The organism is Methylobacterium litchii (assembly GCF_038442315.1).
In the GTDB taxonomy this organism is placed as follows: Bacteria; Pseudomonadota; Alphaproteobacteria; order Rhizobiales; family Beijerinckiaceae; genus Methylobacterium; species Methylobacterium litchii.
Genome location: NZ_JBBXMY010000004.1, coordinates 310382 through 323425, shown reverse-complemented (window position 1 = coordinate 323425; position 13044 = coordinate 310382). Strand labels below are relative to the sequence as shown.

At 70.8% G+C, this 13044-nt stretch carries 15 protein-coding genes; 8 read left to right on the top strand and 7 right to left on the bottom strand.

Annotated features, from left to right (window positions below; translation table 11 throughout):
* Positions 1-408, bottom strand: a complete 408-nt coding sequence (locus AAHF99_RS10945; protein WP_342164312.1) for a PaaI family thioesterase — start codon at positions 406-408, stop codon at positions 1-3.
* 347 nt (positions 409-755) lie between these two features.
* Here AAHF99_RS10945 and AAHF99_RS10940 point away from each other — a divergent pair, with 347 nt between their 5' ends.
* On the top strand, positions 756-1271 hold the full coding sequence (locus AAHF99_RS10940; protein WP_342164311.1) for a Ros/MucR family transcriptional regulator: 516 nt from the start codon (positions 756-758) through the stop codon (positions 1269-1271).
* A 119-nt stretch (positions 1272-1390) separates the two neighbouring features.
* Here AAHF99_RS10940 and AAHF99_RS10935 read toward each other — a convergent pair whose 3' ends face one another.
* Positions 1391-1681 (bottom strand): hypothetical protein, encoded by a 291-nt coding sequence (locus tag AAHF99_RS10935; protein WP_342164310.1) that lies wholly within the window; start codon positions 1679-1681, stop codon positions 1391-1393.
* A gap of 125 nt (positions 1682-1806) precedes the next feature.
* Here AAHF99_RS10935 and AAHF99_RS10930 point away from each other — a divergent pair, with 125 nt between their 5' ends.
* Complete coding sequence (locus AAHF99_RS10930) at positions 1807-2268, top strand: GNAT family N-acetyltransferase (RefSeq protein ID WP_342164308.1); 462 nt, start codon at positions 1807-1809, stop codon at positions 2266-2268.
* A 103-nt stretch (positions 2269-2371) separates the two neighbouring features.
* Entirely contained in the window at positions 2372-3466 is a 1095-nt protein-coding gene (locus tag AAHF99_RS10925; protein WP_342164307.1) for a hypothetical protein, read from the top strand.
* Positions 3467-3490: 24 nt separating this feature from the next.
* Here AAHF99_RS10925 and AAHF99_RS10920 read toward each other — a convergent pair whose 3' ends face one another.
* Positions 3491-3796, bottom strand: coding sequence for a hypothetical protein (locus tag AAHF99_RS10920; protein ID WP_342164306.1), 306 nt, complete (start codon positions 3794-3796; stop codon positions 3491-3493).
* 258 nt (positions 3797-4054) lie between these two features.
* On the opposite strand from AAHF99_RS10920, the gene AAHF99_RS10915 reads away from it, so the two are divergent.
* From AAHF99_RS10915 to AAHF99_RS10905, 3 genes are read left to right on the top strand one after another with little or no spacing between them, the layout of a single operon-like run.
* Positions 4055-5956, top strand: coding sequence for a PAS domain-containing sensor histidine kinase (locus tag AAHF99_RS10915; protein WP_342164305.1), 1902 nt, complete (start codon positions 4055-4057; stop codon positions 5954-5956).
* Positions 5957-5978: 22 nt separating this feature from the next.
* Positions 5979-6659, top strand: coding sequence for a peptidoglycan-binding domain-containing protein (locus AAHF99_RS10910; protein ID WP_342164303.1), 681 nt, complete (start codon positions 5979-5981; stop codon positions 6657-6659).
* A gap of 9 nt (positions 6660-6668) precedes the next feature.
* Positions 6669-7013, top strand: coding sequence for a DUF1491 family protein (locus AAHF99_RS10905; RefSeq protein WP_342164302.1), 345 nt, complete (start codon positions 6669-6671; stop codon positions 7011-7013).
* Positions 7014-7037: 24 nt separating this feature from the next.
* Here AAHF99_RS10905 and dgcA read toward each other — a convergent pair whose 3' ends face one another.
* Together dgcA and dgcN are read right to left on the bottom strand one after the other, a co-directional pair.
* On the bottom strand, positions 7038-8021 hold the full coding sequence (dgcA, locus tag AAHF99_RS10900; RefSeq protein WP_342164301.1) for an N-acetyl-D-Glu racemase DgcA: 984 nt from the start codon (positions 8019-8021) through the stop codon (positions 7038-7040).
* Between the two features lie 2 nt (positions 8022-8023).
* Positions 8024-9037 carry an N-acetyltransferase DgcN gene (dgcN, locus tag AAHF99_RS10895; protein ID WP_342164300.1) on the bottom strand — a complete coding sequence of 338 codons (1014 nt, stop codon included), beginning with the start codon at positions 9035-9037 and terminating at the stop codon, positions 8024-8026.
* Positions 9038-9257: 220 nt separating this feature from the next.
* On the opposite strand from dgcN, the gene AAHF99_RS10890 reads away from it, so the two are divergent.
* The gene (locus tag AAHF99_RS10890) at positions 9258-10007 is read left to right on the top strand and encodes a Crp/Fnr family transcriptional regulator (RefSeq protein WP_412759864.1); all 750 of its coding nucleotides are present in this window, start codon (positions 9258-9260) and stop codon (positions 10005-10007) included.
* A 7-nt stretch (positions 10008-10014) separates the two neighbouring features.
* Here the strand turns inward: AAHF99_RS10890 and AAHF99_RS10885 are convergent, their stop codons facing one another.
* Entirely contained in the window at positions 10015-10887 is an 873-nt protein-coding gene (locus AAHF99_RS10885) for an SDR family oxidoreductase (RefSeq protein WP_342164298.1), read from the bottom strand.
* A gap of 110 nt (positions 10888-10997) precedes the next feature.
* On the opposite strand from AAHF99_RS10885, the gene AAHF99_RS10880 reads away from it, so the two are divergent.
* On the top strand, positions 10998-11924 hold the full coding sequence (locus AAHF99_RS10880; protein ID WP_342164297.1) for a sugar kinase: 927 nt from the start codon (positions 10998-11000) through the stop codon (positions 11922-11924).
* 167 nt (positions 11925-12091) lie between these two features.
* Here the strand turns inward: AAHF99_RS10880 and mepA are convergent, their stop codons facing one another.
* Complete coding sequence (gene mepA / locus AAHF99_RS10875) at positions 12092-13012, bottom strand: penicillin-insensitive murein endopeptidase (RefSeq protein WP_342164296.1); 921 nt, start codon at positions 13010-13012, stop codon at positions 12092-12094.
* Positions 13013-13044 lie beyond the last annotated feature (32 nt).

Below are 13044 nucleotides of genomic sequence, written 5' to 3'. Positions count from 1 at the left end.
TCAGCCGGCCGGCGCCTTCGCCACCGGCTTCAGGAGACCCGTCGCGCTCGCCACCGGGACGCCCTCTGCGTCCCGGATCTCGGCTTCGCAGAACAGGATCGAGCGCCCGCCGCGCGTCACGCGTCCCACGGCCTCCAACGTGCCCCGGCCGGGGTTGAGGAAGCGCGTCTGCATGTCGAGGGTCACGACTGGGCAGCCGGCGGTGAGGCGGGCGGCGGTGCCCATGGCCACGTCAAGCAAGGTGCAGACGATCCCGCCATGGGCGATACCCAGGTTGTTGCTATGCTCCGGGCGCATGACAAGCCTGAGGCGGGTGCGTCCCTCCGTGACGTCCAATGCTTCTATTCCGCAGAACCGCACGAATGGAATCTGCGCTCCGAAGATGGTCTCGGGATCCCATTCCGTCATTTTGAGGCCTCTTCTCCGCGCGTTCGCGGCGCGCCGACGGTTCGATGCTCGCAACGGTCGTACAGTGCAGGCATACCAGATACGGCAAGTTTAGACCGATGAATGTCGAAACCCGTACTACTCACGTCGTAACCCTTCAAAACGAGACGCGCCTGGAAGCCGAAGCGCTAACGCGTCTCAGGCTGCTTCGTGCAGGAAGTTCCGTTTCGGACGACTGCGCTTGAGGCCTTTGCGAATAATCATGACAGATTTCTCTGTGACTGACGAAAATTGTGTTCTCGTGTCTCTTGATTTTGGCGCACAAACGTTAGAACCGTCGCTGAAGCCCCAAGGAGAGGGAATCAACGATGGACGATACGGCAGCAGTCCCCTACGAGAGCTTGATCGAGCAAGCTTCGGATATCGTGTCCGCTTATGTCTCGAATAATTCGGTCCCGGTCGGGGAACTGCCAGCGCTTCTCGCCGGCGTGCATGAAGCGTTGCTCAAGTTGGCGTCTCCCGCCCCGGCTGCGCCGGAAGTCGCGGACAAGCCGACCCCCGCGCAGGTGCGCAAGTCGATCACGCCGGATGCGCTGATTTCATTCATCGACGGCAAGCCGTACAAGACGCTCAAGCGTCACCTCTCGCGCAATGGTCTGACCATCGAGCAGTACCGCGAGCGTTACGGCCTGCCGCGCGATTACCCGTCCACCGCCGCGAGCTATTCGGCGCAGCGGTCGGAGCTCGCCCGCAGCCTCGGCCTCGGCCAGCAGCGCCGCAAGTCGTCGGCCTCGGCCGCCGCCGAGGAGCCGGCCGCGCAGGACGAGCCGGCCGAGAAGCCGAAGCGCGCCCCCCGCGCCCGCAAGACGAAGGAGCCGGCCTAACTCGCCGCCGGCCTTCCTGCGGGAAGGCCCTCCGAGATGGGGGCGCGAGCCCCCGTCCTCACCGGGATGATGCCGACTTGAAAGGTGCCGGCCCTCGGGGGCCAGGCACCTTTTGTGTCTCAGCGGGAATTACCGCCGCTCCCACCGCCGCCGCTGCCGTTCGGCACCGCGAGTTCCGGCCGCCCGGCATTGCCGCCCGCCGCCGAGTTCGACGTGTAGGTCTCCGCGCCCGTGGCGCCCCGGGGGATCGTCACGTTCACCGCCCCGCCCGTGTTGTTGCGGTCGATGATCGCGAAGCCGCCGGGAGGCAGCGGGGCGACGCCCGGCGGAAGGGGCTGGGCCAGGACGGCGCCCGTCGCCATCGGCAGGACGGCGAGGGCCGCCGCCATGGAAATGCCGGTCTTCGTCATTCTCGACTCCTCGAAGTGTCTATCCTGAGACATGGGTGCAGGCCGTCTGCCGTGGAAGGGCGGCGGATGCGCCGCTATCTCCCCGTCAAGACCGGACGATCCGGTCCCGTTTCCCGGAGACCGGATTGGGCCAACGTTACGGGCTGGAAATCCGCGCCGCATCCCCCGCCGACGCGCCGGGTCTCACGGCGCTGATGGCGGATCTCGGCGCCCCCGCCGACCCCGCCGCCCTCGCGGGGCGGGTCGAGGCGCTGAACAGGGCGGGCGGAAGTGCGCTCATCGCCGTGGAATGGGGCCCGCCGAGCGGGATCGTCGCCCTGCAGGTGGTGCACGACCTCGCGGCGGCCCGGCCGGCCGGGCTGATCGCGACCCTGGCCGTCGTCCCCGATGCGCGGCGCCGGGGCATCGGGCGGCTGCTCGTGAAGGCGGTCTCGCGCTCGGCCCGCCTCGCGGGATGCGACCGACTGCTCCTCGTGCCCGATGCCGGGGCGGCGGGGCTCGCGGCGTTCGCGGCGGCGACCGGTTTCCTGCCGGAGGGCGGCCTGCTCGTCCGGCCGCTGCTGCGGCGCGGGCCGCAGGCCGAGTGAACGGTCCCAGGGTGGAGCATATCGGAAAAGGCGCAGCTTAAAGGTCGATTCACGCCGCTGGCTTAGGTTCAGCTAACGGTACTCGTGCGTAAACCGGTCCCTGATGCCTGCATCTGATGCGCTGCCGGACCTTTCCGGGCTCCTCGAACTGTCGAGGATCGAACAGCTCGATCTCAAACCCGTCATCCTGCGCGTGCAGACGGACCTCTACTTGCGCGCGCCCCGCCGGGACCGGGCGGTGCGCGAAACTTTTACCTCCCTGGCCTGTGGATTGATTCCGACCGTCGATCAGGACACCCTCCACGTCGTCGCCGAGAAGCTCGCCACCCATCCCGAGACGCCCCGGGCCGTTCTGGAGGCCCTGGCGGCGCGGGGCATCATCGCCCCCCCGGCCGCCGCCGACGCGGACACGGCCGAAGACGCTCCCATGCCGGCCATGCTCACGGCCCGGCTCGCCTCGCTCCCGTCGCTCCGCCGCGAGGCGATCGAGGACCTGTCGCGCGACGGTCGGCCCGAGGTCGATCTCGCCCTCGCCCTCAACCGGGAGATCACCCTGGGGGGCGAGCCCCTTCGCCGGGTGGCCAGCCGGGCTCGCCGCGATGCCGATCTCGCCCGTGTCCTCCTCGCCCGGCCGGATCTCGCGGCGGGGGACCTCGCACCGCTCTATCTCCATGCCGATCCGGCGACGCGCGAGGCCATCGTCCGCGCGGTCGAGGCGGTTGCGGGGCTGAGGCCTTGTCCGCCCGTGCCGCGCGGCCTCGGCGCGGCGCTGACCGCGCTGTCCACCGACCGGGACGTGCCGACCTTCGTCGAGACGCTGGCAGCCTCCCTCGGCCTGCCCACCGACTTCGTGACCGAGGCCGACGAGCCCGATGCCCGCTACGACCTGCTGACCCTGGCCATGCGCGCGGCCGGTCTGCACGAGGACGAGGCGGTCTACGTGTTCCTGACGCTCAACCAGGGCGTGGCGCGCTCGGCGGAGCGGGTGACGGCGCTTGTGGCGGTGTTCCGCTCCCTCGGCCGCGCGGCGGCCCGCGATCTGCTGGCCACGCTCCTCGACCGGCCCCTGGCCGAACGCACGCCCGACCTCCACCGGCCCTATCACGGCCCGGAAGCCTCGTTCCGCCACGGCACCGAGCGCGCGGCGCCTTCGCGCGCAGCCCCGCCCGTGCGCAACCGCCTCGACGGCAGCCGCTAGATCGGTCCCGGATCGCCCGGTATTCTACCGCTCCACGCCACGCCAGGCGGGGCTGCGGTCGGCTTCGTTGAGGGTGTCGCGGGATGCGGCGGGCTCCTCGGCCCCGGCCCGGCGGCTCAGTTCGGCGATCAGCCCCTTCGCCAGGACATCGCGCACCACCCGCTCGCGGGTCTCCGGCGGCACGAGGGCCGTCACGTCCGGGGCCGCCGCCTTCGCGGAGGGGAGGATGGCGAGCTTGCGCGCCTCCTCCGCCGGATCGGCGCCGCCACGCAGCAGCGCGAGATAGGACAGCGCCCCGACGACCAGGACGACGCGCAGGACGAACAACATGGGGCGCCCCTTCGTGAATGCGGAGCGGACGATTGGCTCGGTTCGGTGAAGCCGGCGTCAACCCTCGCCGCCAATCCTGCGAAATGGTGAACGTATTCCCCGGGGATCTCGGTTACTTCGTGGAAAGCATCTCTGGCAGTCGCGAAAGTTCCGCAACACTCGTTTAAGGGGGGTCTGAGAGCTTATCCGTGTCGTTCGAAGTCGAACAGGAAGCGTCTCGGGTGTCTGACAAGCACCTTGGCGCCGCGGGTGTGAGTCTTGACCATCCATAAAGTCCTGACCAGCCTGTTCGACGAGCGCCTCGCCGGTCTCGTTCACCGCTCCGCGAGTGAGGATTCCGGCATGCGGCACCGGCACGAGCGGTTCCTCGTTTCCCGCCTCGCCACCGGTCTCGTCACCATGGCGGCGCTGCCTCCCTATCTGCTGTGGCGGGGCGTACCCTCGGCGATCGAGGCCGCCGCCTTCGCGAGCCTGCTCCTGCCGGTCCTGGCCGCCGTGCTCCTGTCGCGCACCGGCTCCCTCTGGATCGCCCACGCCGTGTCCTCGGCGGGGCTCACCGGCCTCGTCGTCTGCCTCGCCATGATCACCGGCGGCCCGGCCTCGCCCGCCGCCGTGTGGCTCGCGGTCATCCCCCTCGAAGCCCTGGTCTCCGGCTCCTGGCGCGCCACCGTGGCCGCGACGGTCCTCGCCGCCCTCGGCGTCGGGGCCGTGCTGATCGGCTCGCTGTGGCTCGGCTCCGACCCGGTCATCGCGCTGCCCGTGAACATCGCCCTACCGGTCTTCGCCCTGGCCGCCCTCGGCCATGTCGCGGCCCAGGCCGTCGAACACCTGCGCAACGAGGGCGCGTGGCGCGAGCGCCTGCGCAGCAACGAGGCCCGCGACCGCCTGCTCCTCTCGGCCATCGACGACCTCGTGACCTGGCACGATTGCAACGGCCGGGTGATCGAGGCCTCCGCCTCGGCGATCAAGCTCGTGGGCAGCGACGCGGCGACCCTGCGGGGCCACGGCCTCCTGAAGCGCGTCCACGTCGCCGACCGTCCCGCCCTGCTGAGCGCGCTGAGCGATGTCGCGGCCACCGGCCGCCCGGCGACGCTGGCCGTGCGCCTGCATGTCGATCCGGCTGCCCGCCGTGCCGACCGGGCGGATCTGATCCATGTGGAAATGCGTGCCCACTGCATCGCCGATGCGGGGCTGGCCGGCGAGATGACGGTGGTCGCCGTCACCCGCGACATGACCGAGCATCACCGCCACGCCCAGGAACTGGAGGCGGCGCGCACGGCCGCCGAACTCGCCGACGCCGTGAAGGGCCGCTTCCTCGCCAACGTCACCCACGAGCTGCGCACGCCGCTCAACGCCATCATCGGCTTCTCCGAGGTGCTTTCGGGGGCGGGCGGCATCACGATCGGACCCGATCAGTCGCAGGAATATGCCGGCGTGATCGAGCAATCGGGCCGCCACCTCCTCGACGTGGTCAACACGCTCCTCGACATGAGCCGGATCCAGAGCGGTAACTTCGACTACAAGCCGGATCTGATGGACGCGTCCGAACTGGTTCTGTCCTGCTGCAACCTGATGAAGCTGAAGGCCGGCGAGGGCGCGGTGCAGCTCATCGCCAACCCGGCCGGGCCGCAGGAGATCGTGGCCGATCCCCGCGCCTGCCGTCAGGTGCTCATCAACCTCATCTCCAACGCCCTGAAATACACGGGCGCGGGGGGCACGGTGGCGGTCAGCCTGAACCGTGCGGTGGACGGGCTCGAGATCACCGTCGCGGATACGGGCGTCGGCATCGCCGCCGATGACCTGCCGCGCCTCGGCACCCCGTTCTTCCAGGCGGGCACCAGTGGCTATGCCCGCAGCCACGAGGGCACCGGCCTCGGACTCTCGGTTGTACAGGGTCTCGTTGGCCTGCACGGCGGCACGATCCGCATCGAGAGCGCGCCGGGCCTCGGAACCATCGTGACGGTGACACTTCCTTATGCCGGTTGCGATCAGGATGCGCCGGGCGGTCCCGCGCCGATCTTCACCGCCGTCCGCGGTGCGGCGCAGGCAAAGTCCAAGGTTGTAAGGCTCCCCCTCGGCCTGTTCGACCCCGAGCCGATCTCCGGCGCGGTGGCGGCGTCCGATCTCACTGCTTCGGTGCCGTTCCGGCGGGCCGGCTGAGGAGAGCCTGGAAGGAGATTCGATGGCTGGCTATCGCGAGATCACCGTCGCGAGCGAGGGGCGCCAACGGCGTCCGGCGCGGGCCGCTCAGAGACCGATGCCGTCCCTGCGGAACGGGGGCTGGAAGGCCGTCGCGGCCGAAATGCTGCGCTTCGGCTTCGCCGAGGGCAAGGTCTTGTGCCGCGAGCGGCCGGGGGCGGTCTTCGGCGCGGTGATCGCGCTCGGCGCCGCCGGCTTCATCTGCGTCAACGCCCTCGATTCGCAGAAGGGCCGCCACCCGGCGCCGATCCTGCCGCAGGTGCCCGCCAAGGTCGCCGCGAAGGTGCCCGCGCCCGCGCCCGTCGCCGCCCCCGTCCAGCGGGACGCCGCGAAGGAAGCGCCCAAGGAGACGGCGAAGACGGCCGCCGGGGATTCCATCGGCGACCTGATCCGCGCCGAGGACACGACCGCCTCGGTCAACCCGCGCCAGAAGCCCGCGCCCACGCCCGCGAAGGCCGAGGCGCCGGCCGCCGACGTGGCGGTCACCCGCGCCCAGCGCGCCCTTTCGAAGCTCGGCTACGGGCCGATCAAGGCCGACGGCGCCATGGGGCCCGCCACCAAGGCGGCCATCGAGAAGTTCGAGCGCGACCGCAAGCTGCCGGTGACGGGCGAAGCGGCCGGGCGCACGCTGAAGGCCCTCGAAGCCGGGGCCGCGAAGGGGTAGGCCTGCGCCATGCCCCGTCTGCGCTCCGATTTCTGGGTCTCCGCGCATCTGCGCCGGCTCAACGATCTCACCATTCCCGCCGTGCTCCGGCGTCGCGGCGCGGCGGAGGCGGGGGCGATCTTCGTGAAGGTGGATCGCCTCGACGGCACCGCAGACCTCTACGGCCCGGCGCCCCAGGCGCTGATGGCCGAGCCCGACGATCTCGGCGAGAGGCGCTTCACCCCCGTGCTCGCGGGCGCCACGCCCCTCGATGTGGAGGAACGGCTCACCCGCGAGATTCGCTTCGATTCCGATCTGTGGATCGTGGAAATCGATGACCGCGCGGGTCGGCACTTCCTCGACATCGCCGAGTGAGGGGACCCGGACGGCGATGCGTCCCTATCCCCACAAGTCGGGGTCGGGCGGGAAGATGGTGCTGCCCTCGTAGCGAAGCGGCGGCTCCCGGTCTCGGGCCAGCAGCAATGGCCCGTCGAGGTCGATGAACGCGGCGCCCCCGGTCAGCAGCGTGGCCGGCGCCATGCCGAGCGACGTGCCCAGCATGCAGCCAACCATCACGGTCAGCCCCCGCGCCCGCGCCTCGTTCGCGAGCATCACCGCCTCGGTGAGGCCGCCGGTCTTGTCGAGCTTGATGTTGATCGCGTCGTAGCGCCCGGCCAGGGCATCGAGCCCGGCGCGGTCGTGCAGGCTCTCGTCGGCGCAGACCGGAACGGGGTGCGGGATGTCCGCCAGCAGAACGTCTTCGCTCGCCGGCAGGGGCTGCTCGATCAGCGCGACCCCCGCCGCGAGGCAGGCCGCGAGGTTGGCCTCGACGTTCGAGGGCCGCCACGCCTCGTTGGCATCCACGATCAGCCGGGAATCCGGGGCACCGGCTCGAACGGCGGCGATCCGCTCCGGGTCGCCGTCGCCGCCGAGCTTCACCTTGAGCAGCGGGCGGGCCGCCGCCTTGCGCGCCGCCTCTCCCATGCTCTCCGGCGTGCCGAGGCTCAGCGTGTAGGCCGTGATGGCCGGCACGGGCGCGGGCAGGCCCAGGATTTCCCAGGCGCGTCGGCCGGATCGCTTCGCCTCCAGGTCGAGGAGGGCGCAATCGAGCGCGTTGCGGGCCGCGCCCGCCGGCATCAGCCGGGCCAGGGCCTCGCGGTCGATGCCACCGGCCAGAACGTCCGCCTGCGCCTCGATGAGCGCCGACACGCTCTCGACGCTCTCGCCGTAGCGGGGATAGGGCACGCACTCGCCCCGGCCCGCATGGGCGCCGTCCTCGATCCGCGCGACCACGACGGCGATCTCGGTGCGGCTTCCGCGCGAGATGGTGAAGGCTCCCGCGATGGGGAACCGCTCGACCGACAGGCTCAGGCGGCGGGCCATGGTCAGGCCTCCGGGAAGTCGGCGACGATCCGGTCCACCAGCGCCTCGACGCCGAAGCGCACCGGGTCGGTGGCGGGCAAGCCGTATTCGGCGGCGAGGCCGTCGAGGAGCGCGCGTGCCTCGTCCTCGGCCAGCGCCTGCGTGTTCACGGCGATGCCCACGGGGCGGATGTCGGGGTTCGTCAGCCGGCCGAGCTGCACGGTGAGGTCGATGACCTCCCGGATCGTCGGCAGCGGGTGCGAGACGCCGCGCATCGTGGTGCGGGTCGGCTCGTGGCAGACGACGAAGGCGTCGGGCTGCGCCCCGTGGAGCAAGCCGAGGCTCACGCCCGCGAAGGACGGGTGGTAGAGCGAGCCCTGGCCCTCGATCAGGTCCCAATGGTGCGGCGCGGTCTCCGGGGAAATCGTCTCGACGGCGCCGGAGATGAAATCCGCCACCACGGCGTCGATGGCGACGCCCTTGCCGGAGATGAACACGCCGGTCTGGCCGGTGGCGCGGAAGTCGGCATCGAGGCCGCGCGCGCGCATGCCCTTCTCGAGCGCCAGCGTCGTGTACTTCTTGCCGACCGAGCAATCGGTGCCGACGGTCAGCAGGCGGCGCCCCGCGCGGCGGGTGCCCTTGCCCGTGGGGAAGGTCTCGTTGCTGTGGCGCACGTCGTGGAGCTTGCTGCCCCGCTTGGTCGCGGCCTCGGCGATGGCCGGCACGGCGCCGAGGCGGACGTGCAGCCCGCTCGCGACGTCGAACCCGGCCTCGATGGCGGCGACGATCTCCTTCACCCAATGGTCCGGCAGGACGCCGCCCGCATTCACGACGCCGACGACCAGGGTGCGGCACCCCTTGGCCAGGGCCTCGGGGAGGGTGAGGTCGGGAATGCCGAGATCGGCCTGGCAGCCCGGCAGGCGCATCTGGCCGATGCACCATTCCGGCCGCCAATCCTTGATGCCGTAGGCGGTCTTGGCCGCCAGCGCGTCGGGCACGTCGCCGAGGAACATCAGGTAGGGCGTGGCGATCTGCATCGGACGGACCTCTCGCTTCGTCCCGTCTATGCGGGATCGGGGCGCCGTCCCGCAAGGCGGAAGCTCGACCGTTTCCGGTGCGACCTCGGCCGATCCGCGTTGCCCCACGTGAAATCCGACACAACCGACCTTCGCTTCGACCGATCATAACCTGTGTGGTGGTCGATGCCCGGCCCACGGCTAGGCGGGACGTCGCCTCTCAAACAAGTCCGCGGCCCTGATGGAAACCCCCCTGTCGCGAAAGCTGAAGAACTTCGTTCCCCTGACAACCGCCGACCGGGACATGCTTGCGGAGGTCCTCGAACCGTCGAGACTGATCGAGCCTCGGGCGGATATTGTGGAGGAGGGAGAAGATCCGCGCGGCGTCAACGTCGTGATGAGCGGCTGGGCCTGCCGTTACAGGCAATTCGAGGATGGCCGCCGGCAGATCATCTCGATCCTGCTGCCGGGGGATTGCTGCGACCCGCACATCTATCTGCTCGACCGGCGCGACCACGCCATCGGCGCCCTGACGCCCGTGGCCATCGCGCGCATTCCGGGCACGGCCATGGTGGAGTTGAAGAGCCGGAACCCGTCCCTCGACCTCGCCTTCCACCGGGAGGAACTGGCCTGCGCCGCGATCCAGCGTGAATGGACGGTGAGTCTCGGGCGCCGCTCCGGTGTCGAGCGTCTCGCGCATCTGTTCTGCGAATTGCACGCGCGGCTCGCCGCCGTCGGCCTCGCGGACGGGACGAACTGCCCGATGCCGCTGACCCAGCCCGACCTCGCCGACGCCCTCGGCCAGACCACGGTCCACATCAACCGGACGTTGCAGGATGTGCGCGCCGCCGGGCTCCTCAGCTTGAAGGGCCGGCGCCTGACCCTGCTCGATCCCGAGGGGCTGCGCCGGCTCGCCAAGTTCGATCCGTCCTACCTGCACCTGAGGTCCGCGCGCGACGCGGCGCGCGGCCTGGAGGCGATCAGGCCCTGAGGGGCGCCTAGAGGACCGGCATCGCGCCGGCCACCGTGATCAGGGCGCCGGAGGTGTAGCTGCTCTCCTCGGCGGCGAGCATCACGTAGGCCGAGGCGAGTTCGGCGGGCTGGCCGGGGCGGCCGAAGGGCACCTGGCTGCCGAAGGACTTCACCGCGTCCTCGCTCATGCCGGCGGGGATGAAGGGCGTCCAGATCGGGCCCGGCAGCACGCCGTTCACGCGGATGCCCTTCTCCGCGAGGAGCTGCGCGAGGCTCAGCACCATGTTGCTCAGCGCGCCCTTGGTGGCGCTGTAGGCCATCAGCGTCGGCATCGGGTGCTTCGAGTTCACCGACGAGGTGAAGATTACCGACGAGCCGGGCTGGAGATGCGCGAGGGCCGCCTTGGTAACGTAGAACGAGCCGAACACGTTGGTCTTGAAGTGGTCCTCGAAGATGTGGTCCTCGATCTCTTCCAGGCTTTTGCCGGGCTGCTGGAAGGCGCCGTTGTTCACGACGATGTCGAGCCGGCCGAACGCCTCGGCGGTCTTGGACACGATCTCCTTCGCGTAGCTCGCCTGCTTCAGGTCGCCGGGCAGGAGCAGCGCCTTGCGGCCCGCCTTCTCGATCCACTGGCCGACGGCCTTGGCATCCGACTGCTCGTCGGGGAGGTAGGAGATGGCGACGTCGGCGCCCTCGCGGGCATAGGCGATGGCCACCGCGCGGCCGATGCCGGAATCGCCGCCGGTGATCAGCGCGACCTTTCCGGTGAGCTTGCCGGAGCCCTTGTAGCTCTCCTCGCCGTGGTCCGGCTCGGGGCTCATCTTGCCGGTCTTGCCGGGGAAGCTCTGCGGCTGGCCCTCGAAGGGCGGACGGGGGTACTTGTGAAGCGGATCGGTCATGGGGTGTCCTTCTCCAGGCGCCCTGCGCCAGTTACCCCGCCAACAGGACGCAGTTCGCTCACGTTCCACGCCCGTCCCGTGGCGATGGGACGCGAACAGGAGGCCCGACCATGCAAGCCGACCTGACCGGACGCCGCGTCGCCTGCTTCGGTGAATGCATGCTCGAACTGCGCACGCGGCCCGATGGGCTGCTCTCGCGGGGCTTCGGCGGCGACACGCTCAACACGGCCCTCTACCTCGCTCGGCTAGGGGCGCCGGTCGATTACGTCACCGCCCTCGGCGACGACGATTTCAGCACGGAGATGCTGCGCGCCTGGGAGGGCGAGGGCATCGGCACAAGCCCTGTCCGCCGCATTCCCGGCAGCCTGCCGGGGCTCTACGTCATCGAGACCGACCCGGAGGGCGAGCGGCGCTTCCTCTACTGGCGCGACGCGGCGCCCGTGCGCCGGCTGTTCGACCCGCCCCATCACGCGGCGACGGAGGCGGCGCTCGCCGGGGCGGGGCTCGTCTACCTCTCCGGGATCAGCCTGTCGCTCTTCGCCGGGCCAGCGCGGCAGGCGCTGTTCGCCGCCCTGGAACGGGCCCGCGCGGGCGGAGCGCGGATCGCCTTCGACACGAATTTCCGGCCGCGCGGCTGGCCGGATCGCGCGCTGGCGCGGGACGCCTACGACCGCATGGCCGGGCTCAGCGACGTGGTGCTCGCCGGCTGCGAGGATTGGGCCGCGCTCGCGGGGGACGGCTCACCCGACGCGGTGCTGGCCTGGCTCGACGGGGCCGGCGTCCCGGAGGCGGTGGTGAAGCTCGCCGAGCCGGGCTGCCTCGTGCGCAGTGATGGCCCCGCCGAGGCGGTGCCGGTGCCGGAGCGGGTGTCGCCCGTCGATACCACCGCCGCCGGAGACAGCTTCGCCGCCGGCTACCTCGCCGCCCGCCTCCGGGGGGAGGCCCCGGCCGCCGCCGCGCGGGCCGGGCACCGGCTCGCCGCCGTGGTCATCACCCATCCCGGCGCGATCATCCCGCGCGAGGCGATGCCGAGCTGAAGTCCGCTCACAACCTTCGTCCAAACCCCCCACCTCATCCTGAGGTGCCCGCGCCAGCGGGCCTCGAAGGAGGGCTCCAGATGGCTCCGCGCTCCCTGAAGCCCTCCTTCGAGGCGGCTTCGCCGCACCTCAGGATGAGGCGGAGGGGGGCAATCGCCGCTTGGTTGTCAGGGCGCCTTCAGCACCGCACGGCAGGCGGCGGGCAGGGCGGCCATGGTCATCGGCGGCTTGGGCTTCGGCTTGGTCTTCGGCGGCTTCGGGTGGAGCACCGCGTCGGAGAACCAGTAGCCGAGGTCGCCGCAGCCGTCGCCGGAGGGCGGCGGGTCCTGCGATTGGCAATCGCCCTGGCCTGCCGGGCAGCTCAGGCGGATATGATAGTGATAATTGTGCCCGTACATCGGGCGCACCTTCGACAGCCAGCGCCCCCCGCCGGATTCCCGGCACAGGGCCTTCTTGATCGCCGCGTTGACGAAGATGCGCTCCACCTCCGGCTGCTCGGCGGTGAGCTTGATCAGTTGCAGGTGGTTCGGCGTCCAGACATCCGGGTCGATGTCGAGGCGGTCGCTGCGGACCATGTCCGTGGCGGAGGTCTCCTCGCGCTCGGCGCGGCTCATCCGGTGGTCGGGCATCGGCGTCAGCCACACGTCGGCGTCGATGCCGATCTGGTGCGAGGCGTGGCCGGTGATCATCGGCCCGCCGCGCGGCTGCGCCATGTCGCCCACGAGAAGGCCAGGCCAGCCGACCCGCGTCGCCTTCTCGGACAGGCGCTCGAGGAAATCGACCATCACCGGCAGCCCGTACATCCGGTTGCGGGAGGGGCGCATGACCTGCCAGTGCGGCCCGTCGAGGGCCAGGGCTTCGCCCCCGGAGAAGCAGCCCTTGGCGTAGAAGCCGTAGATGTGCGGCGACCCCGAACTCGGGCGGGTGACGCGGCCGAACAGGGCCTTGGCCGGGGTCGAGGGATCTTCCGGATTGGCCAGCGGCGGCAGGGGCTTCGGGTTCACGCTCCCCCTGTCCTGGGCATGCGCCGCGCCGGTCAGGGCCAGGGCGGCGAAGGTCGTGAGGCAGGCGAGGCGCGGAAGCGTCATGCGGGCGTCGGTCCGGGAGGCGCAGAGAAACG